At 46.2% G+C, this 20,025-nt stretch carries 21 protein-coding genes and 1 riboswitch; of the genes, 16 read left to right on the top strand and 5 right to left on the bottom strand.

All coding sequences use genetic code 11. The features are described 5' to 3' along the window. The gene (gene dapA / locus ACUJFK_RS09575; RefSeq protein WP_226751554.1) at positions 1–888 is read right to left on the bottom strand and encodes a 4-hydroxy-tetrahydrodipicolinate synthase; all 888 of its coding nucleotides are present in this window, start codon (positions 886–888) and stop codon (positions 1–3) included. Between the two features lie 188 nt (positions 889–1,076). Here dapA and ACUJFK_RS09570 point away from each other — a divergent pair, with 188 nt between their 5' ends. The 4 genes from ACUJFK_RS09570 to ACUJFK_RS09555 all read left to right on the top strand — a co-directional run bounded on the left by ACUJFK_RS09570 (position 1,077) and on the right by ACUJFK_RS09555 (position 5,330). Further along, entirely contained in the window at positions 1,077–1,598 is a 522-nt protein-coding gene (locus ACUJFK_RS09570; RefSeq protein WP_229585957.1) for a glycine cleavage system protein R, read from the top strand. Positions 1,599–1,607: 9 nt separating this feature from the next. Then, a complete protein-coding gene (bcp, locus tag ACUJFK_RS09565) occupies positions 1,608–2,075 on the top strand; it encodes a thioredoxin-dependent thiol peroxidase (RefSeq protein ID WP_445424694.1) in 468 nt (155 codons plus the stop codon). A 112-nt stretch (positions 2,076–2,187) separates the two neighbouring features. Further along, entirely contained in the window at positions 2,188–3,303 is a 1,116-nt protein-coding gene (locus ACUJFK_RS09560; protein ID WP_306176536.1) for a PQQ-dependent sugar dehydrogenase, read from the top strand. Between the two features lie 2 nt (positions 3,304–3,305). After that, positions 3,306–5,330, top strand: coding sequence for a TonB-dependent receptor family protein (locus ACUJFK_RS09555; protein WP_445424693.1), 2,025 nt, complete (start codon positions 3,306–3,308; stop codon positions 5,328–5,330). Between the two features lie 2 nt (positions 5,331–5,332). Here the strand turns inward: ACUJFK_RS09555 and ACUJFK_RS09550 are convergent, their stop codons facing one another. Continuing rightward, positions 5,333–6,403 (bottom strand): AI-2E family transporter, encoded by a 1,071-nt coding sequence (locus ACUJFK_RS09550; protein ID WP_445424692.1) that lies wholly within the window; start codon positions 6,401–6,403, stop codon positions 5,333–5,335. A 318-nt stretch (positions 6,404–6,721) separates the two neighbouring features. Between ACUJFK_RS09550 and ACUJFK_RS09545 the strand changes: the two genes are divergently transcribed. The 5 genes from ACUJFK_RS09545 to ACUJFK_RS09525 all read left to right on the top strand — a co-directional run bounded on the left by ACUJFK_RS09545 (position 6,722) and on the right by ACUJFK_RS09525 (position 10,190). Continuing rightward, entirely contained in the window at positions 6,722–8,098 is a 1,377-nt protein-coding gene (locus ACUJFK_RS09545) for a M48 family metalloprotease (protein WP_306176539.1), read from the top strand. Between the two features lie 19 nt (positions 8,099–8,117). Beyond that, positions 8,118–8,462: an arsenate reductase (glutaredoxin) gene (gene arsC / locus ACUJFK_RS09540; protein WP_306176540.1), complete on the top strand. Its 345-nt coding sequence runs from the start codon at positions 8,118–8,120 to the stop codon at positions 8,460–8,462. Further along, a complete protein-coding gene (gene wrbA / locus ACUJFK_RS09535) occupies positions 8,459–9,043 on the top strand; it encodes an NAD(P)H:quinone oxidoreductase (RefSeq protein ID WP_226751546.1) in 585 nt (194 codons plus the stop codon). The genes arsC and wrbA overlap by 4 nt, the downstream gene beginning before the upstream one ends. Continuing rightward, a complete protein-coding gene (locus tag ACUJFK_RS09530; RefSeq protein WP_226751545.1) occupies positions 9,043–9,498 on the top strand; it encodes a DUF2069 domain-containing protein in 456 nt (151 codons plus the stop codon). The genes wrbA and ACUJFK_RS09530 overlap by 1 nt, the downstream gene beginning before the upstream one ends. A 113-nt stretch (positions 9,499–9,611) precedes the next feature. Next, positions 9,612–10,190, top strand: a complete 579-nt coding sequence (locus tag ACUJFK_RS09525) for an LON peptidase substrate-binding domain-containing protein (RefSeq protein WP_226751544.1) — start codon at positions 9,612–9,614, stop codon at positions 10,188–10,190. 30 nt (positions 10,191–10,220) lie between these two features. Here ACUJFK_RS09525 and queE read toward each other — a convergent pair whose 3' ends face one another. Continuing rightward, positions 10,221–10,886, bottom strand: coding sequence for a 7-carboxy-7-deazaguanine synthase QueE (gene queE / locus ACUJFK_RS09520; RefSeq protein WP_306176542.1), 666 nt, complete (start codon positions 10,884–10,886; stop codon positions 10,221–10,223). Between the two features lie 113 nt (positions 10,887–10,999). Here queE and queC point away from each other — a divergent pair, with 113 nt between their 5' ends. Next, on the top strand, positions 11,000–11,656 hold the full coding sequence (queC, locus tag ACUJFK_RS09515) for a 7-cyano-7-deazaguanine synthase QueC (protein ID WP_226751542.1): 657 nt from the start codon (positions 11,000–11,002) through the stop codon (positions 11,654–11,656). Positions 11,657–11,705: 49 nt separating this feature from the next. Further along, positions 11,706–12,131: a hypothetical protein gene (locus ACUJFK_RS09510; RefSeq protein WP_445424691.1), complete on the top strand. Its 426-nt coding sequence runs from the start codon at positions 11,706–11,708 to the stop codon at positions 12,129–12,131. 138 nt (positions 12,132–12,269) lie between these two features. Here the strand turns inward: ACUJFK_RS09510 and lysC are convergent, their stop codons facing one another. Further along, entirely contained in the window at positions 12,270–13,619 is a 1,350-nt protein-coding gene (lysC, locus tag ACUJFK_RS09505; RefSeq protein WP_226751540.1) for a lysine-sensitive aspartokinase 3, read from the bottom strand. 92 nt (positions 13,620–13,711) lie between these two features. Next, positions 13,712–13,884: riboswitch (Lysine riboswitch) on the bottom strand. 118 nt (positions 13,885–14,002) lie between these two features. Next, positions 14,003–14,272 (bottom strand): DUF3081 family protein, encoded by a 270-nt coding sequence (locus tag ACUJFK_RS09500; protein WP_226751539.1) that lies wholly within the window; start codon positions 14,270–14,272, stop codon positions 14,003–14,005. Positions 14,273–14,348: 76 nt separating this feature from the next. On the opposite strand from ACUJFK_RS09500, the gene ACUJFK_RS09495 reads away from it, so the two are divergent. The 5 genes from ACUJFK_RS09495 to ACUJFK_RS09475 all read left to right on the top strand — a co-directional run bounded on the left by ACUJFK_RS09495 (position 14,349) and on the right by ACUJFK_RS09475 (position 20,011). After that, positions 14,349–14,945 carry a hypothetical protein gene (locus ACUJFK_RS09495; protein WP_226751538.1) on the top strand — a complete coding sequence of 199 codons (597 nt, stop codon included), beginning with the start codon at positions 14,349–14,351 and terminating at the stop codon, positions 14,943–14,945. An 89-nt stretch (positions 14,946–15,034) separates the two neighbouring features. Continuing rightward, positions 15,035–16,741: a M28 family metallopeptidase gene (locus ACUJFK_RS09490; protein WP_445424690.1), complete on the top strand. Its 1,707-nt coding sequence runs from the start codon at positions 15,035–15,037 to the stop codon at positions 16,739–16,741. A gap of 126 nt (positions 16,742–16,867) precedes the next feature. Next, positions 16,868–19,444, top strand: coding sequence for a YdbH domain-containing protein (locus tag ACUJFK_RS09485; RefSeq protein ID WP_445424689.1), 2,577 nt, complete (start codon positions 16,868–16,870; stop codon positions 19,442–19,444). Beyond that, positions 19,441–19,629, top strand: coding sequence for a YnbE family lipoprotein (locus ACUJFK_RS09480; protein ID WP_226751535.1), 189 nt, complete (start codon positions 19,441–19,443; stop codon positions 19,627–19,629). The genes ACUJFK_RS09485 and ACUJFK_RS09480 overlap by 4 nt, the downstream gene beginning before the upstream one ends. Before the next feature lie 10 nt (positions 19,630–19,639). After that, positions 19,640–20,011, top strand: coding sequence for a YdbL family protein (locus tag ACUJFK_RS09475; protein ID WP_226751534.1), 372 nt, complete (start codon positions 19,640–19,642; stop codon positions 20,009–20,011). Positions 20,012–20,025: the final 14 nt, after the last annotated feature.

The raw sequence follows: 20,025 nt of genomic DNA, 5'->3' as shown, positions 1-20,025 counted from the left end.
CTACTCCTGCTCTAAAATTCCGGCTTTTTGTAATGCCTGTTCGATTCGTTTTTCATGAATTGGTTCCAACTGGGTTAACGGTAAGCGCAAAAAATCGGACTTGATTAAGCCCATGCGCTTTAATGCCCACTTTGTTGGAATTGGATTGGATTCGATAAATAAATCTTGGTGAAGCGCTTGAAGCTTTGCATCCATGGCTAAGGCTGCTGCATTTTGTCCGGCAAAAGCAGCCTGACACACTTGGCTCATGGCCGCAGGAACGACATTAGCTGACACCGAGATGACACCGTGCCCCCCCGCTAACATAAACTGTGCAAAGCTCGCATCGTCGCCACTTAACAGTAAAAAATCAGCAGGACATAACGCTTTAAGCTCGGCTAAACGAGCAAGTGAACCGGTCGCTTCTTTTATACCGACGATATTGTTAACTTTCGCTAATGCTGCTACCGTTTCCGGTAGTAAATCAACGCCCGTTCTACCCGGCACGTTGTATAAAATGATCGGCTTGTCAGTTGCCGCCGCTACCGAAGTAAAATGCGCCAGCATGCCTTTTTGCATTGGCTTATTGTAAAACGGTGTCACTGTTAGATAGCCATCAATGGGCAGATCAGCAAAAAATTGCGTTTTAGCAATGGTTTCACTGGTCGACATTGCACCATTACCCGCAATGACCGGGATCTTCCCCGCCACTTGCTCGCATACCTTAGCCATCACTGCATGTTGTTCTGCCATGGTTAAGGTAGCAGCTTCTGCTGTAGTGCCCATTATCACCAGACCGGCACTACCTTGCGCCAAGTGAAAAGCCACTAATTGCGCTAAGCTCTCATAATCAACCTGACCCTCATCGGTCATCGGCGTCACCAGGGCAACGATACTACCTTTGAACATGCTACTGTGGCTCCACATTTTGTATTAAGGGCGCCTATGTTAAAGACAGCAGCCAGTAAACACAAGCAAGCTTTCACCCTGATTGCTGATGCGTAAGGGCAGATGACATTCATTTGCAATATGCTAAACTGCGCGCCGTATCATGTTGGCAAAAAAACTGCTGTTTTTAGACCTTTATAGGAAGTGCTATGCCTCTTCAACTTGTGGTTACCGCGATAGGCCCGGATCGCACCGGCATCGTCAGTAAGCTAGCCCGCTTGGTGACCGAATGTAATTGCAACATTATTGATAGCCGTATGGCTATTTTCGGCAGTGAATTCACCTTTATTATGCTGCTTTCTGGCGATTTACCGGCCATCAGCCGTATTGAGCACCTGTTACCAGCGCTAGGATTAGAACTTGATCTAACCACGATGAGTAAACGTACTAGTGGCCAATCGCAAACTCAGGTTGTGTCGCATTATGTACTGGACTATGCGGGCCCAGACAAAGTCGGTACGCTTGGTGCTATCACAGGATTGTTAGCTAGTCACAATATTTACATTGGCTCTTTGCAATCGGCTACCAGCCCCAGCGCAAACGGCGTAATGATGCATACGCAAATGACGCTGGAGTTAGCGGAAGGAATTGATGCTGAACACATTTCTGTAGAACTCTTTGCCTTGATGCAACAACTCGGCTTACAAGGTACTTTTCAAGCACAACAATAAGGAAACGCTATGCAAACACTAACCGCCGGACAAATTGCCCCTGATTTTACGTTGCCCGATCAACAACAACAGCCCGTCAATCTTAGTGCTTTGCTTAAACAGCAGCGCGTACTTGTTTACTTTTACCCAAAAGCCATGACGCCAGGTTGCACTGTGCAAGCCTGTGCGCTGCGTGACAGCATGGCTGAACTTGAACAGTTAGGCGTTAAAGTGGTAGGCATTAGCACTGACGCACCGACACGCTTAGCAAAATTCGCTGAACGCGATCAATTGAATTTTACCTTGCTTGGCGATGAAGACCATCAGGTTGCAGAAGCTTTTGGCGTTTGGGGCTTGAAAAAATTCATGGGTAAAGAATACGATGGTTTGCATCGTTTAAGCTTTCTTATCAATCAAGACGGTAGCATTGCAAAAGTCTTCGATAAATTTAAAACCAAAGATCACCACGAAGTCGTACTCAGCTACTTAAAAGGCTAGCATTCATCTTGCCAGACTCGCATTTTAGCCTGTCGTTATACTAAATAACGGCAGAACTGCTAGCATCATATCCAGCGATTACGCCTAGCTTTTTCCCTATTTGGAGCACCCGATGAATAAATTAATATCATTTTCTGCCTTGGCTTCGGCCCTATTGTTTGCCTCACCTGTTGTGAATGCACAAACCATACAATCAGAAAAATCAGTCTTGTCTATTGAAAAAGTGGCCGAAGGCTTAGAGCACCCTTGGGGCCTAGCATTTTTACCCGATGGTCGGATGTTAGTAACAGAACGCGCTGGCAAGCTGCGTTTAGTCAATACAGACGGTAGCCTTAGCGCACCGTTACAGGGCTTACCCGACATCGTTGTCAACGGTCAAGGGGGGTTACTCGATGTGGTGTTACACCCCGATTTCGCATCGAATAAGCAGTTCTATTTCAGTTTTAATCAGCCTGGCGAAAATGGCAGCAGTACAGCAGTCGCCCTGGCAACTTTAAGCGACACAGCAATCAGCGATTTAAAAATTGTGTTTAGTGCTAATCCTAAATTTGAAAGCCGCCATCACTTTGGCGGGCGCTTAGTGATCCAAGATAATAATTACTTATTTATCACGTTGGGCGATCGAGGGCAGCGCCGCGATGATGCACAGACCTTAGATAACCATCACGGTAAAGTGATCCGCTTACATTTAGATGGAAGCGTACCTACCGATAACCCTTATGTGAAAGATGCTGCAGTCTTAGATGATATTTGGTCTTATGGTCATCGTAATATTCAAGGTGCAGCTCTGCATCCTGCAACGGGTGAACTGTGGACGCATGAACACGGCCCGCAAGGCGGTGATGAAATTAACGTCACTCGTGCCACACTTAATTATGGCTGGCCGATGATTACTTATGGTGAAGAATATGGCGGCGGCAATATTGGTCAAACCAAAAAAGCCGGCTTAGAGCAGCCAATGCATTATTGGGTGCCATCCATTGCACCCAGCGGTATGAGCTTCTACTTATCTGACGCCATTCCTGGGTGGAAAGACAGCTTATTGGTTGGATCACTGAAATTTGGTCAACTCGTGCGCTTAGAACTCAACGGTGAAAAAGTCAGTCATGAAGAACGTATTATGATTGGCCAGCGGATCCGTGATGTTCGCCAAGGCCCTGATGGTGCAGTGTATCTGCTGACCGATCAAATTAATGGCCAAATTCTTCGATTAAAAGCTGCCAATTAAACATGTCAATACTTCCTCGATTTACACTAGCCGGTGGCCTTGTTGCCACCAGCTTGTTGCCCTACTCGGCATTCGCGGCTGAACCCACAGAAATTATTGTGGTTACAGCCAGTCAGCAACAACAATCTTGGCTCAGTACGCCTGCGAGTATCGATATTGCCAGGCGCAATGAACACGGTCTGTTAATCGATAGCGCGGAGCTCTTGCAAGGGATCCCCGGCTTGCAAGTTGATAGTCGTGCCAATTTTGCGCAAGACACACGGCTCAGTTTACGTGGTTTTGGTAGCCGCAGCGCTTTTGGTATTCGTGGTATTTACTTACAACAAGACGGTATACCCATCTCGGCACCCGATGGCCAAGGCCAACTTTCCAGCGTTTTACTCGATAACATTGCTTATGCCGAAGTATTACGTGGCCCGATGGCCGTATTGTATGGCAATGGCGCCGGTGGCGTGATTTCGTTATACACTAATGAGCAACAACCCAGTGGGGTGAGCAGTGATCTCGCGTTAAGTTCTATGCATCAGCAATACCAACTGCAAATTAGCCAACGCTCATTAAATAATAGTTGGCAGTTAGCCGCTAAACACTTTGAAACAGAGGGCTTTCGAGAGCGTTCCAGCGCGCGTAAGCAACAAATTCAATTTGGTTGGCAAAGCTTATTAACAGACGAGCTGACTCTGCGCCTGCGTATTGATGGCTCGAATGATCCCCTGCTGCAAGATCCGCTGAGTTTATCCGCAGAGCAATGGCGAGAAGATCCTGAGCAAACAGCGGCTCAAGCCAGTTTGTTTGATACCACTAAAAGCACCCAACAACATCAAGCCAGCCTCGCCTTAGCGCACAGTGGTCAGCATCCTTGGCAAGTTGCTATTTGGCAAGGTAATCGTGAAGTGGCGCAAAACTTAGCCTTCACCGGCTCTGCCATCACCTCATCAGGCGGTGTCATCGCACTAGACCGCGATTTCCAAGGCGCTAATGCACAAAAGCAATGGCAGCTGCACCCTGAGCTGAGTACTCTTGTTGGCGCAGCTTTTGCAAAAAGTGATGATGCTCGCCAGGGTTATGTCAATCAATTCGGACAGCGGGGTGACTTGCGACGCGACGAAACCAATCTCGCCGAAAACCGGGATCTTTACTGGCGTGTCAATTATCAACCGACCGATAAATTGAGCTTTAATGGGGGCTTACGCTACACCGAACTGTACTATGCTATTCGCGATAATTTTATCCAAGGCGCAAATCCAGATGACAGTGGTGAGCGCAATTATTACCAACATGCTGGCGCCATCGGTATGAATTATCAGTTTGCCGCCAACTGGGCTTGGTTTATGAGCACAGGTCAGGGTTTTGAAGCCCCCACATTAAGCGAGCTTGCCTATAAAACTGAAGGCAGTGGCTTAAATTTAGGCTTACAGGCCAGTAAAAATCGACAGTGGGAAACAGGTGTAAAGTACCAAGATGCTTCAAGCAGCATGAGTTTAAGTGTGTTCAGTATCCGCAGCAGCGATGAATTGTTGGTTGACAGTAGCAATAACGGCCGCACCAGTTATCGTAATGCCGGTGATACTGCGCGAGATGGTATTGAGCTGGCAATGCGCACCGAGTTATCCGCGCATTTGCAACACGATTTTAGCTTAACTCTACTTGATGCGACCTTTGCGTCTACAGCACTATCGGGAAAACGCTTACCCGGCGTAGCAAAAACAGATGCTTATTCGCAATTACGCTATCAACCCCGATTAGCGCTGCCATTGTATTTAGAATGGATCAGCAGCTATCGTAGTAAAATTGCAACCGATGATGAGAATAGTGATTTTGCGCCAAGCGCCGTTACTTTTGATGCCGCTATCAGCAGCGAGCAGTTGTTAGCAAAGTGGCAAGTGCGTTATTGGCTAAAAGTGAACAACTTGACCGATCGGAAAAATGTGGGTGCGGTGGTGGTTAATCAAAGTAATGGCCGCGCTTTTGAACCCGCACCTGGACGCTATTTTAGTGCGGGTGTGAACCTAAATTATCGCTGGTAATATTAATCTGCAAGGTCAGCGGGATGAACTCTCGTTGACCACGCTTTCGCTGTTGCTTTTACCAGTGAAGCTAAAGGTATGGCGAAGAAAATCCCCCAGAAACCAAATAACCCTCCGAAAAACAATACCGCAATGATGATGTAAACGGGGTTTAAGTCGACCACTTCTGAAAATAACAGCGGCACCAATACATTACCATCTAAGGCTTGAATAATGCCATACGCCAACATTAAGTAACCGAATTCAGGTGTTAAACCCAACTGAAACAAGCCTACCGTGGCCACCGGCAGCGTTACTAAGGCCGCCCCAATGTAGGGGATAAGTACCGAGAAACCGACCAGTAAGCCCAATAACATCGCATAATTTAACCCAAATAACGAAAATACCGCGTAACTCACTGTACCAACAATGACAATTTCTAGCACTTTGCCCCGAATATAATTCATGATCTGCACGTTCATTTCGTGCCAAACTTGAGTAATTAATTTGCGTTCATCGGGTAAAAACTGCACAAAGCCATTAGACAGCTCGGTTTTATCTTTTAGCATAAAGAAAACCATGACAGGTACTAATACCAGATAAATCAGCAGCGCGACTAAATCCACAATAGATCCCAGTGATAACGACAGCACGGTGCGACCAAACGTCATGACTCGCTCATCAACTGATTGCATCAGCAATAAAATCTGATCTTCGCCGACCATGCCGGGTAACAGTTCAGGTAATTCGAGTAAGTAAGTGCGACCGAGTGCAATCATTTGTGGCAAATCGCGTAATAAGTTTCGGCCCTGATACCAAGCAATCGGTACCACCCACATCAACAGCAGGATCAAAATGCTCATAAAACCAAGCACCACCACGCTGGTACTGATTGTTCGATTAAAACCAAAGCGCGTTAGACGTGCAACAGGCCATTCTAATAAGTAGGCAAATACAATGGCGACCAACACAGGCGCTAACATACCACTGAGCCAATAAATGGCAAAAAAACCGGTCAGCAGCATCAAAAACAGCGTAACAACCTGCGGATCAGAGAATTTGTTTTTGTACCATTTTTGCAACCAGTCTAGCATGTGATGTCTCGCGTAAATGTAAACGATTTTGCAGTATACCAACATCAGCATAAAAGTAACGACTCACTGTTAGACAGGGTGCTGAATGTGGTAAATTAGTGCCGTATTGAGCCGTTAGCTTACTGATTGTTTTAAAAAGCTACAATCAGTGACGCTTCGTTAAACTTTACTGAACTTACAGCGTTTAACAGAGCCAAACCAGCAGAAATGTAGCTTAATTTGCAGCATCAAACAGGTCAGTGATTTATGATACGCTTTGCAGTAAGAAAGACAATTTTGCTCTCTCTGCTCACATTAAGTTTGCAGACGCCATCCGCTATGGCTTTAAACACCCTGCCCGATATCGGCGGCAACGCTTTTTCAACTTTAACGCCTGAAAAAGAAAAACAAATCGGTGATGTACTGATCCGACAAACCCGTGCTCGTTTACCCATGGTGTACGATCCTTTACTCGATGAGTACCTTAATGCACTGGGTAATCGTTTAGTCGCTCGCTCGAATGATGTAAAATTTCCCTTTAAATTTTATTGGGTCAATAACCAAGAGATTAATGCTTTTGCCTCTTTAGGCGGCAATATCGTTTCTCATACGGGTACTTTAGCGGTCTCTGAAAGTGAAAGTGAGTTTGCGTCGGTGATCGCGCATGAAGTTGCCCACGTGACACAACGACATATCGCCCGTTTTGTCGAAGCGCAAAACCAACGCTCGCCTCTCACCATTGCCAGTTTGTTGGGTTCGATTATTTTAGCGACCATCAACCCTGAAGCGGGCATGGCTGCGATGGCCGCCTCGCAAGGCGCGGCACAGCAAAGTGCCATTAACTTTACCCGCAGTAACGAGCAAGAAGCCGATCGTATAGGGATGACTATCCTGGCCGAAGCGGGTTTTGATCCTAATGCCGTACCGATATTTTTCAGCCGATTAAGTCAACAAAGCCGGTTTGTTAATCAGCAATTAGCCTTTTTACAAACGCATCCTCTTTCGCAAGCTCGAGTCAGCGACACCCGCTTACGAGCTCAACAGTTTCCACAACGTTTTGTGCCGGATAGCCAAGATTTCACTTTAACTAAATCGCGCATTTTAGCCCGTTATCATTACAGCACCAAAGACGCGTTAATCATCTTCGAACGTATGCTAACTGAACCCGGTGGCAATACCCGCGCGAATCATTACGGTTTAGCCATTGCCAAGCTGGATAACAAAAACTATGAAGAAGCCCTAGTTCTTATAGAAGACTTACTAAAACAAGATCCGTACAACCTGTATTACCTTGATGTTTATACAGATATCTTGATAGCTGAAAAGAAATACGAACAAGCAAAAGAATTTTTACAACAAGCCTATTTACTGCGGCCGAACAACCAAGTGGTAACGCTAAACTATGCTAATGTGGCTGTGAAATCAGCTAACTACGGTTTAGCCGTACATTTGCTACGTAACTTATTGTATTACAAAGACGATAATATCTTAGCCTATGATTTGCTGTCAGAAGCTTATAAAGCACAAGAAGACTTCGCCAAATATTATGAAACACGCTCGGATCTGTTTTATCAATTGGCTAATTATCCAAAAGCCATCGATGATTTGAATGAAGCGTTGAACAGTCTTAAACCCGATGCCCGTTTAGAAAACCGGCGAATTGAAGCCAAAAAACGTCAACTGCAAGCTGAATTTGAGCGCTTGCAACGCATGTAACTGACGATTAGGACCTATTATGATTATTTACCATAACCCACGTTGCTCAAAAAGCCGTGACGCCCTAGCGCTTCTGGCCGATAGCGGCCAATCGTATCAAGTTGTTGAATACTTAAAAACGCCACTCGATTACCCAGCTATCGTTGATTTATTGTCGAAGTTAAAATTACCTGCACGGCAGATTTTACGCAGTAAAGAGCCAGAATATCAAAGTTTGAACTTGGCAGATCCGTCGCTCAGCGAACAGCAGATTATCGAGGCCGTAGTTGCGCATCCCCGTTTAATGGAGCGCCCTATCGTAGTTAAAGGTGAGCAAGCGGCGATTGGCCGGCCGTTAGCTAATATTGAAGCGTTGTTAGCATGACTTGCAGTGTTTTAGTCCTCTATTACTCACGTCATGGCTCAGTCGCCGCTTTGGCTGAGAAAATCGCTAGCGGCATCCAACAAGCCGGTGCCGAAGCAAAGGTTCGCTGTATCGCTGGTTTTGATAAAACCAGCGTGCCTAAGCACCCCGTCGCTGAATTAGCAGAGTTACGAGAATGTGATGGTTTAGCCTTTGGTAGCCCAGTACGTTTTGGTAATATGGCCGCTGAAGCAAAAGCTTTTTGGGATTCCACCAGCAGTTGTTGGCTTAAAGGCGAGCTAATTAACAAAGCCGCGGGGGTCTTTACGTCCTCAGGCAGTTTGCATGGCGGCAACGAAGCCAACCTACTCAGTATGATGTTACCTTTGCTACATCACGGCATGGTATTGATGGGCGTGCCTTACAGCGAGCCTGAGCTGCATAAAACCCAGAGTGGCGGCACTCCTTACGGCCCAAGCCATGTGAGTGGTTTAAACCATGATACCCAGTTATCGGTTGACGAACAGCGATTAGCCTTGGCTTTTGGCAAACGCCTAGGTCAGCTTAGTATTGCATTGAAAAACAAAGGATTTACAAGTTAATGACAGCAACTTCTGCAGTGCCCATGTCTGCGCAAACCCAACGTTTTCTGTTATTGGGTAGGCTTGGCTATTGGGGCTTATGGCTATTGATCCCGCTGTGGCATCTTTGGTTGGCCCCAGTGAGTTATGGTGAAGATCAAAATTTGCAACCCAGCACGCTTAGTACACTCCTTTTTTTGTGGCTACCGTTATGGTTACCGATGATAGGCATCATCAAAGCCAAAGCATATACCTTTGCTTGGGCTAATTTTATTGTCATGATCTATTTTTTACACAGTTTAACCAACTTATGGGTCAGCAGCGGCTTATATCAAGCCTTGTCTGCAGTTGAGTTAGTGTTATCTTGCGTCATGTTTTATGGCTGCACCTACTTTGCCCGCAATCGCGGCCAAGAACTCGGTTTAAAAATCCCCAAATTAAAAGATGATCCTGAGCGCAAAATCTCGGGTCGTTAATCCAGCAAAACTGCAATTTACCCTCAGTATCTTGCAGTTTTTTTTATGCGAGCAATCTGCTTGCTCATTGAGTCCGTAATATTCACTATCTTGAATAAACATATGCAGTAGTTATGAGCGAGCAATTGGCACTATTTCCATTAAGCAGTTTTCTGTTACCCGGTGGCAGAATGAAATTGCGGGTATTTGAGCCACGCTATGTCCGGTTGGTCAAAGAATCGCTAAGTGAAAAACGTGATTTTGCAATGGCCACGTTAAATCCATTCGTCAGTCAACAACACCCTGATCGGATATTGCCACTAGTCTGTAAGGTGAAAATAGAAGATTTTGAAGCATTGCCAGATGGTCTCTTAGGCATCACCTTGCGTGGCGTAAGTCGTTATCATATCTGCCACCGTTGGCAAGAGAGTGATAATTTGCACATCGCCGAAGTAGAAGCACAAGCAGATTGGGCTGATACACTGCTGCCGGCAGCTCAGCATGGCTTTGCGCAATCCTTTGCGGCGCTCTTAGACGAATACCCGCTGTTAGCGGAATTATACCCAGAGCCTAAACTGGATGATGGCGCTTGGCTGGCCGGGCGCTGGTTAGAATTACTGCCAATGCAACCGGCACTTAAGGTGAGCTTAGCGCAAAGTGATCCTGCCTATTGCTTAGAGCAACTTGAAAGCTGGTTCGAACATAACGCCTAAGCCTCAGAGCTGAAAGCTGATGTTGTATTCTTATTCAATACCCAAGTATTTATGCACTTGCACACTCAACCGCCAGTTATGCTGAATACAGCTGGCGATGGCGAGCTCAGTGGCGCGCTTTTGCTGGCTAATCGGTTGTAAATACACTAACTTATTTAAAATTTGATGCTCGGTTAATAACGTCACAAGCTCATCAACGTGTTTTTGCATGGCCACCGGGTGTTTAATTTCATCAGCGCGCTGCAAAGCGCTAGCTAAAATTTTATAGCCCCCCGCCATATTCAATTTTGGTGATACCGTCACCCAACAATCAGCAGGGGCTTTTATTTCAAACGTGCCGCTGGTTTCAATTTGGCTACTGTAACCTTGCTCGCTTAATGCTTGGCATAATGGGACGAGATCATACATGCAAGGTTCCCCCCCGGTAATCACCACATGCCGAGCTTGATAACCACGCTCGGCAAACAGTGCTAACAAGGCTTTCGGTGTGACATTTGCCCAAAATTCACTATCGGCTTGTTTCGCACTGACCTGGGCCAAATCGACTTGTTGCTCCAGATTGATGGCCCAAGTGTGCTTGGTATCACACCAAGCACAGCCCACAGGACAGCCCTGCAATCGCACGAAAATCGCTGGCATACCGGTAAAACTACCTTCGCCCTGAATGGTTTGAAAAACTTCGTTAACCTTATACACCCGCTTTGTTAATCCTCTGAATCAAAGTAACCGACGCAATTAGTGCGCCCTAGCCGCTTTTGCACTATACTACGCGGCCAAATTTTCCGGCATTATACTAGAGAGAGGCGCGAATGACGCAAAAAGTTGTGGTTATTTATTCTGGCGGTATGGACTCCTTCACGGTGCTGCACAATGCCATTCATGCCGGCCATCAGGTATATGCACTGTCTTTTAATTACGGCCAACGCCACGTTAAAGAGCTAAAATGCGCAGAGCAAGTTTGCCAGGAATTACATATTGACCATAAAATTGTTGATATTACCGCGATTAACCAATTAATTAGCGGCTCTTCACTGACTAGTGACATCGATGTACCTGAAGGCCATTATGCTGCTGATACCATGAAATCGACCATAGTGCCCAACCGCAATATGATTTTATTGTCGCTTGCGGTCGGTTATGCCGACTCTCTTGGTGCGCGCGCGGTATATTATGGTGCACATTCAGGTGATCACTTTATCTACCCAGATTGCCGACCTGAATTTGTTGAAAAAATGAATGATGTTTGTCAGATCGCTAATTATCAACCCGTCGACATTGTGAGCCCGTATTTATATCAAACGAAAATTGAGATCTTACGTGATGGCTTAGCGATGGGCTTGGATTACAGCAAAACCTGGACATGCTACAACGGTCGTGAACATGCTTGTGGTAAATGCGGTTCTTGTCAGGAGCGCTTAGAAGCCTTTGCACTTAATCACACCAGCGATCCGTTGGTATATGAATAACTGCGCTGTCTGTTTAATCCTGTCTTTTGCTAAATAGGAGCGAAGCGCCATGCAAATAGACACTCAGATCACTAAACTGAGTCGCCTGCCCTACACTGCCGGTGCAGAGTTGGCCCAGTGTAGCTATACAGGATTAAAAGCACTGATCATTGATGGTGATGAAGACGATTTTGATGCCATAGCAGAACGGCGTCAACAGACGATTACGCTGCGTTGTAGTTTGTGGGAGGCCAAACGGCTGAGCGATGACGACATCCAAGCAAACCCATCGTTACAAGCCATTGTTGCCAGCTTGCCGCAAGTTAAGGTTAGTGGCGTCGTACAGCAGATCCTTAGTGATGAGCAGCTATTACTACGTCTTACAGATAGCGCTGAACCTTTGTCGGTTTGGATCAGCGATACGCAGCAGCTGTGCGTTGGCCAACCCCTCAATTGCTGTGGCGAACTGCACGCCAGTGTGCTGGCTTATCGTTAACAGCTCAGCTCGTTGGCTTACACCAACATCACACTAAAACGAGCCCGTCAGGCACAAAAAAACCGGTTAGGCTTAAGTAGGTTATCTTAAGTTAAAACCGGTTTTTTTACGCTAGCTCAGTGGCGAAATGAGGCCGTGTTAACTGCTAAACAAGCTTTGATGCAGTTGCTTAACGACAGCAGGGCCATCCTGATCTTGGATTAAGAAACACAGATTATGCTTTGAAGCGCCGTGACAAATCAGCCGCATATTAATACGCTCAAGCGCATGGAATAACGCACCCGCTACCCCTTTACTGCTATGTAAATGGTTACCAATCACCGCCACTAAACTTAAACCTTGCTCAACGGTGACTTCACAAAAGGTTTTAAGCTCATCTAACGCGGGTTCAACGCTATTAGAAAAGGCACTGGTCATGCCGCCCTCATCCAGCGTTAGCGCCACACTGATCTCGGATGTTGTGACCAAATCGACCGAGATCTGATGACGGCTAAGCGTATCAAACACCCGTGTTAAAAAACCCGCGGCATGCAACATGGCAGGGCTTTTTACTGTGATCAAGGTTTGTGATTTACGCAAAGCGATAGCACGATAAGGTGGCCGCTCTTGCACGGTCTTCGCAATCCACGTTCCACCGGCAGCCGGTTCACGGCTTGAACCGACAAACACCGCGATATTTTGCCGCATTGCCGGCAACAAGGTGGCAGGATGTAACACTTTAGCACCGAAAGTGGCCATTTCTGCTGCTTCGTCAAAACTGATTTCGCGGATACAACGCGCATCACTGGTTAAACGCGGATCGGTGGTGAAGATACCCACAACGTCGGTCCATATTTGTACCGTTGCCGCTTGGATCGCTTCAGCTAATAAGGCGGCACTGTAATCGGAACCGCCACGGCCTAAGGTTGTGGTTTGTTCAAAATCATCTGCGCCAATAAAGCCTTGGGTAACAACACGATAATCGGCTAACAACGGTGTTAAATGCACTTGAGCAAGCTCAGCGATCATCGCTAATTGCGGCTCAGCTTTGCCAAAGCGACTGTCGGTGCGCATAACACGGCGAATATCAAAACACAGTGAGGCCGCACCACGCTCAACTAAAACTTGTGCAAACAGCACTGAACTTAAACGCTCACCAAAGGATTGGATCAGATCTTTATGTGCGCTGCTATATACCGCACCGCCATTTTCAATCATCGCTCTAAGTTCAGCCAACAACAACTCAATAGGCTCGGCTACCGCTTGCGGTTGCTGTAAGCGATTCAACACATTTAAAGTAATACGCTCAATGCCAGCAAAGGCATCGTGACGGGAACTGACATCAGTAGTTTTGGTAATATCCACTAACAAGTTGGTTACGCCAGAGCTTGCGCTAACCACTACCACACGGATATTGTCATCTGCCAGAATGATATCGGCACAACGAGACATAGCATCGAAGTCAGCGACACTGGTGCCACCAAATTTGGCAATAATAAATTTAGACACTGGGGTCTCTCCTTAACAAATTAGATAAGCAGAGCATGGCATTTGCTAGCAGGCAAAACGAGAATAGAAACAGACCGTTGCTGAAAGTAACAAAGGCCAGAAGCTCTCCACCGATTACAGGTGACAGTCCTAAGGATTCAGCCTTAGCGACCGAGTAAGTAATGTCTATCTCGTTACTCACTCTCGGCGCTAAACCCCCTCAACTATGCTACGAGTGATAGTGCTCTGACATAGAATACCTGGCTAGCGCGCCTCTTCTGGTCTATCGAATACGATTGACGGCGCGGACTTTACCAAGATTTCTGCAGACTTGCAATAGCCTTTTAGCCATCTAGATGCAAGAATGCAATTATTTTCTTGAACCGTCAAGCGCCAACGAGAAATTAATAATGTGTTTGAATATGTTTTAACCGTTCTAAAAAACGTTCCATGGTTTTTTCTTCAGCGGCATCGGCATGCCATTTATTATGAAAACCCAAGGTGAGTTGCACTTGCCCATCGGTAAAGTAGACTTCATAACCATCAAAACCTTGGCTTACGGTTATGCCTTCTAATTCAAAGCCCGCCCCGTGCTCGGTGTTCACGGCTTGACCTGATTTTTCAATTTTACTGTACAAATTCAGTAGGAACTTGCCATCAATTTCGTTTTGCATAATGACTCCAGTTTGTTCGGTTTGAACCAGTTACGCTTTATCGGTATAGTTCGATTGTCTTTAAAGGAGAAAAATAATGAAAATAGCCTTTGCTGCTGCCAGTTTACTCAGCATCTTTGCAGCTCACGCCAACATTGTCCAACCCGCACCGCTCGTTTCTATTGCCACGCATGATAGTTTTTTTAATCAATTAAAAGCACTGTGCGGAAAAGCCTTTGCCGGTAAAACCGTCGTTGATACGCCCGCTGCACCGGGTTTTGAAGGTGCATTAATTATGCATGTACGCCGCTGCACCGATACAGAATTACAAATACCGTTTCATGTCGGTGACAATCATTCGCGTACTTGGATTATCACTAAAACGGGTTCAGGACTCTCCTTAAAACACGATCATCGCCATAAAGATGGTTCGCATGACGAGCAAACCATGTATGGGGGCCATACTGTTGATGCCGGTTGGCCAAACGTGCAGTCGTTTCCTGCCGATCAATACTCTAAAGAGTTATTTGCCGCCAATGGCTCTGCACAATCCATTGGCAATACCTGGCAAATGTATGTCTATCCAGAACAATTTACTTATCGGCTAGTGCGCGAAGGCCGCGAATTTCGGGTCGACTTTGATTTGACTCAACCGGTGTCTTTACCGCCTGTACCTTGGGGTTATGCCGATTAACCGCCCTAATTTCGCGACGGCAGCACTAGGCAAGTGTGTCGTCGACTCATACACTAAGAATATAGCCTAACACATCCAAGGAAGTTCTAATGAAAGATACTGTTAAACCTGCTATCTGGTTAAGTTTAGCCTCTGCACTATTCCTCAGTGCTTGCGATAAACCTGCCGAGGCCCCTAGTAACGCGGCGGCGGCTTCGGCAACCACCGAAGCCCCTGCGTTAGTCGATACCGACTTTAACCCTAAACTCGCTGAATACATCAAAACCCTGTCTTCAGATGAATTTCAAGGGCGCGCTCCAGCCACTAAAGGCGAAGAGCTTACCGTCGCTTTCATTGAGGATAATTTTCGCCGTATCGGTTTAAAAGGCATTGATGGCGACAGCTATAAACAACCGGTATCGTTGGTGCAAATTGATCCGAAAAATGTCACGGCAATGACACTTACGGGCGGTGGCGATACCGTGCCTGATAGCCTAGCTTATCGCGATGACATGATTGCTTGGACTACCCAAGTTGTTGATAAAGTTAATGTCGCAGAAAGCGAAATGGTGTTTGTCGGCTACGGTATTGTTGCGCCGGAATATAATTGGAACGACTACGAAGGCTTAGATGTTAAGGGCAAAACCGTCGTGATGTTTGTTAACGACCCCGGTTATGCGACTCAAAATCCTGAATTGTTTAACGGTAATGCCATGACTTATTACGGTCGTTGGACTTACAAATATGAAGAAGCGGCGCGTCAAGGTGCGGCAATGGTTTTGATCATTCACGAAACTGCACCTGCTAGCTATGGTTGGGGCGTGGTTGCGCATGGCTCGCCGATTAAATTTGATTTAATCAAAGAAAACAAAAACAGTGATCGTGCACAAGTGGAAGGTTGGATCACCGCTGAAACCGCTGAAAAGCTATTTAGCAACATTGATCAAAATATTGAAAGCATGCGTGCACAAGCTTTATCAGGTGATTTCAAACCGGTGCCACTAAATGTGAAAGCGTCGGTTTCCATCGATAACAACTTACGTGAGCTCAACTCAAGTAATGTGGTCGGTTACATTGAAGGTAGCAAATACCCCGATGAATACGTACTTTACATGGCGCATTGGGACCACCTTGGCATGGACTTCTCTAACCCAACCAACAAAGTCTTCAATGGTGCGCAAGATAATGCCAGCGGCACCGGTGCTGTTATTGCCTTAGCAGAATACTTTAAACAACACGCCCAGCCAGAGCGCTCAGTGGTATTTGTGTTAGTGACGGCGGAAGAGCGTGGCTTACTTGGCTCTGCTTGGTATGCTGCTAATCCAGTATTCCCATTAGAGAAAACAGTAGCAGCCATCAATATGGATGTGATGAACGTTTATGGCCCAATGAAAGACATGGTCGTTGTTGGACTGGGTAACACCGACTTAGAAGAAATATTGGTAAAACACACCAAAGCACAAAATCGATATGCCGTAAAAGAGCCGAATCCAGAAGCAGGCATCGCTTACCGTTCAGACCATTTTAGTTTGTCGAAAAAAGGGGTACCGATCCTGTATGCCAAAGGCGGTAATGACCACTATCAAAACGGCTCAGAATGGGGTGCGGCTCAACGTGCAGAATACAACAGCTGTTGTTATCACAAAGTAGGCGATGAATGGGATGACAGTTGGGACTTACGTGGTGCTCAGCAAGATCTGTTCTTGTACTACCGCGTCGGTGACGAGTTAGCGAATAGTCGACTGTGGCCAAACTGGTATCAAGGTAACGAGTTCCGCGCTATTCGTGATGCTTCAGCGGCACAACGCCAAGAATAATTTTTTAATTTAATCAGTTACATTAAAAAGCAGCTTCGGCTGCTTTTTTTATCGCTATAAATTCAGAATCAATTCAGTTAGGCTAAAGCACACTCACCTTTGGCGGTAAACTAACAAGGAGCCTGCATGCGTCGATTGCTAAAAATCTTAGCTATGCTGCTGTTAGCATTACCGGTGTTACTGTTTATCGCTTGGTTTTACCTGCATACTCAATTAAAAATGGCTGGGATCAGTAGCTGGTCGCTGCAACTGGCACACCTTTCTTGGCATCAAGCCAACTTAAACCAATTAGATCTCGTTTTTGAAAACGACCACTATCGTAGCGAAGTGAGCTTTCACGACTTAAAACTGCGCTGGTCATGGCCAGGCTTTTTTCGAATTCAAGCACATAGCATCCAACTGGCCAGTGCCACCATCACTGTGCAGCAAACCGGCGAGCACGTTGCAGACACCGCCGCTCGGCTCCCTGTGGCGCTATCAGCGGATTGGCGCTTACCTACATGGTTGCCAAAGCTGATTAAACTAGACCAAATCGATTTATTGCTGCCCTGTGCCAGCGGCCAATGTGCCTTGCAAGCTAGTCTAGTGGCCAGTGCGGATGAGCAGCAAGCTTGGCAAGCCAGTTTATCGTTCAAAAGCCCACAGTATCAGCAAACCGTCAAAACTGATTGGCAATTGCAGCAAGGTCCTGATGAACTGGCCATTCAAGCGACCTTGCTCCTAGATCAGCAACTGGCGTTAAGTTTTAAACAACAGCTTGCTGTCGATCGTGCTGCCAGTACCGAGTTAGCCTTAGCCATTTCGCCGCCTTCACCGGCCTTATTAGCTTGGCTTAACGAGTGGGATCTGCAGCTACCTGATGAATGGCGCGAGCAATTTACTCAACCAGTACAATTACATCTTGTCGCCCGTTGGCAATTACCCGAGCTATGGCCTGAGGCCAGGCTAGCAACCAACGCGTTACCCTTGGTTAATGCCGAGATAGATATTATTGCCAGAGCCCCAGACGCATTTATTATTCCCAATATCGGCTGGTTAAAAGGAGAATTAAAAGCACAGCTCCAGATTGCCGATCAGCATGTGGCGAAGTGGCAATTAGCCGCTGATCTGGCATTAAGTCATTATCCTGATTTTGGCCTGAAAGCTTATTTCGCGGATCCGCTAGCGCCACTGCTGATTAAAATTGATAGTCAAAGCGCCAACAGCCCGTCATTAACGCAACTGCCGCTAAAACTTCAACTGAGCTCAGCCAGCCCAGTACAAAGCAGCTTTAATGCACAAGCGATGTTAAGTTTAACGCCAGAGTTAGCCATCACGCTCAATCAAGCTGAGCTCATGCTAAAAACCAAGCAACTGCAAGTCAAAGCGTACCAATTAAAACTGCAAGATGTGACATTGCAAAGCCGTTTTCATGGCGCTTGGCAGGCCAAGTATTGGCAATTACAACTAGCCGATAACTCCAGCTTAGCGGCCAAAGTGATGCATCCCGACGCGAAAGGTCAAGTGAAACTAGCCCTTAATGGCACCACAATTAGCCAAGCAACAGACGCCGATGTCACACTGAGCAGCCAACTGCAACTGTTGGTACAACAACTGCAACATGCTCAACTGTTAACACAAAACTGGCAATGGCAAGGCAACGCCAGTGGCTCCCTCGTAAAGCTTGACGTTGACGGGGTGTTAAGCAACGACAGTGGCTTAATCGTTAAACAACAAACCGCGTGGCAAGCCCCCGCGCAACTGCAAATGGATTGGCAACTAGAGGACTTGTTTTTACTGGCAGGCAACCCTTTAGCCACAAGCTTCCAAGCTTGGCCAAGTTTACTTAATTTAACTCGTGGTCGCATTAACGCCTATGGCCAGCTTAGCTATCAGCAACAACTTGTAGCTAATGCACAAGTGAATTTTCGAGAATTAACAGGGCTTTATAATCGTACCCTGTTTACTGGCTTAACCTCTGCGTTTTTAGTGAATTTAAAAGCCCAGCAATTCACAATCGAGGTGCCTGAATTACAGCTGACGCAGCTTAACCATGGCTTACAGATGGGCCCGTTACAGCTGAAGGCGCAGTATCAAGCGACGCTAGCAGAACCTATTTTAGGTAATTTACAACTGTTAGACGCTCGTCTTGGCTTTATGCAAGGTGAGTTGTCTGTTGAACCGCAATTAATGGCACTAAAACAGCCAAGCCAACAACTGGTATTAATAATCAACCAACTTGATTTAGCAGAGCTGGTGCGTCAGCACCCCACTACAGAATTAAAAGCCAATGGTAAACTAAGCGGGCGTATTCCATTAACTATCAACAACAAACAATTTAGTGTGCAACAAGGTCAATTAGCCGCAGAAGCGCCAGGCGGTACTTTACAGTATCGCAGTGCCGCCAGTGCTGCCTCAGCGAAGACTGGCGGTATGAAAATCGTCTTTGATGCATTAGAAAACTTTCAATTTAGTGTACTGAACTCTGAACTTAATTATGCAACCGATGGCAAACTGACGTTGGCGCTACAGCTAAAAGGCGCCAATCCGGCTTTACAACAAGGCAGAGCGATTAATTTAAATATTAACTTAGAGGAAGATTTACCGGCCATGCTCGCGAGCTTGCAGTTGGCCAACAAACTGAACGATACATTGACCAAACGGGTCCAACAATATATTCAACGACAACAAGCTGCGAAAGCTGCTGCAGGAGAAAAACGATGAAACGACATGCGTTGCTAGGGCTAGGCTTAGTTTTCGCCCTTGCTGCTTGCACCCCAAAGGTGGAAGTCGCACTAGCCAATGAGCCTATTAACATTAACCTTAATGTAAAAATCCAACATGAGATCTATATTAAAGTAGATAAGCAACTCGACGATTTATTCAGTGATGCCAGCGGGTTATTCTAAGGAGAACACCATGACTTTTTTATCACGTTTTACCGCTTTTAGCTCACTTAAACTGTTAGTACTGAGTGTATTAATGGCTGTCAGTTTGCCAATTATGGCCATGACATTACAACAAGCAATGGCCGCTTTACCTAACGCCAAAACACAAGGTTTAGTGGGTGAACAGCTGAATGGTTATCTTGGGGTGATCAACGCCAATAGTGAAGCCGACACCATCGCTAAACTGATTAATGATGCACGCCGTGCCGAATATACGCGCCTAGCAAAAGACAACAACATCGCCGTTGCAGATGTTGAAGCCTTGGCAGGTCAAAAGGCTATCGAACGCACGCAGCGAGGGCATTTTATTTTACTTGAAGGTAAATGGGTACAAAAACGCTGATTTTTACAACAAAA

The sequence above is a fragment of the Alishewanella sp. HL-SH06 genome (genome assembly GCF_052656265.1).
This window is presented reverse-complemented; position numbering and strand designations above follow the sequence as displayed.

What these genes read in the sequence shown, in the direction of transcription:
- dapA (WP_226751554.1), bottom strand. Translation starts at nt 888, where the DNA reads ATGTTCAAAGGTAGTATCGTTGCCCTGGTGACGCCGATGACCGATGAG.
- ACUJFK_RS09570 (WP_229585957.1), top strand. Translation starts at nt 1,077, where the DNA reads ATGCCTCTTCAACTTGTGGTTACCGCGATAGGCCCGGATCGCACCGGC.
- bcp (WP_445424694.1), top strand. Translation starts at nt 1,608, where the DNA reads ATGCAAACACTAACCGCCGGACAAATTGCCCCTGATTTTACGTTGCCC.
- ACUJFK_RS09560 (WP_306176536.1), top strand. Translation starts at nt 2,188, where the DNA reads ATGAATAAATTAATATCATTTTCTGCCTTGGCTTCGGCCCTATTGTTT.
- ACUJFK_RS09555 (WP_445424693.1), top strand. Translation starts at nt 3,306, where the DNA reads ATGTCAATACTTCCTCGATTTACACTAGCCGGTGGCCTTGTTGCCACC.
- ACUJFK_RS09550 (WP_445424692.1), bottom strand. Translation starts at nt 6,403, where the DNA reads ATGCTAGACTGGTTGCAAAAATGGTACAAAAACAAATTCTCTGATCCG.
- ACUJFK_RS09545 (WP_306176539.1), top strand. Translation starts at nt 6,722, where the DNA reads ATGGCTTTAAACACCCTGCCCGATATCGGCGGCAACGCTTTTTCAACT.
- arsC (WP_306176540.1), top strand. Translation starts at nt 8,118, where the DNA reads ATGATTATTTACCATAACCCACGTTGCTCAAAAAGCCGTGACGCCCTA.
- wrbA (WP_226751546.1), top strand. Translation starts at nt 8,459, where the DNA reads ATGACTTGCAGTGTTTTAGTCCTCTATTACTCACGTCATGGCTCAGTC.
- ACUJFK_RS09530 (WP_226751545.1), top strand. Translation starts at nt 9,043, where the DNA reads ATGACAGCAACTTCTGCAGTGCCCATGTCTGCGCAAACCCAACGTTTT.
- ACUJFK_RS09525 (WP_226751544.1), top strand. Translation starts at nt 9,612, where the DNA reads ATGAGCGAGCAATTGGCACTATTTCCATTAAGCAGTTTTCTGTTACCC.
- queC (WP_226751542.1), top strand. Translation starts at nt 11,000, where the DNA reads ATGACGCAAAAAGTTGTGGTTATTTATTCTGGCGGTATGGACTCCTTC.
- ACUJFK_RS09510 (WP_445424691.1), top strand. Translation starts at nt 11,706, where the DNA reads ATGCAAATAGACACTCAGATCACTAAACTGAGTCGCCTGCCCTACACT.
- ACUJFK_RS09500 (WP_226751539.1), bottom strand. Translation starts at nt 14,272, where the DNA reads ATGCAAAACGAAATTGATGGCAAGTTCCTACTGAATTTGTACAGTAAA.
- ACUJFK_RS09495 (WP_226751538.1), top strand. Translation starts at nt 14,349, where the DNA reads ATGAAAATAGCCTTTGCTGCTGCCAGTTTACTCAGCATCTTTGCAGCT.
- ACUJFK_RS09490 (WP_445424690.1), top strand. Translation starts at nt 15,035, where the DNA reads ATGAAAGATACTGTTAAACCTGCTATCTGGTTAAGTTTAGCCTCTGCA.
- ACUJFK_RS09485 (WP_445424689.1), top strand. Translation starts at nt 16,868, where the DNA reads ATGCGTCGATTGCTAAAAATCTTAGCTATGCTGCTGTTAGCATTACCG.
- ACUJFK_RS09480 (WP_226751535.1), top strand. Translation starts at nt 19,441, where the DNA reads ATGAAACGACATGCGTTGCTAGGGCTAGGCTTAGTTTTCGCCCTTGCT.
- ACUJFK_RS09475 (WP_226751534.1), top strand. Translation starts at nt 19,640, where the DNA reads ATGACTTTTTTATCACGTTTTACCGCTTTTAGCTCACTTAAACTGTTA.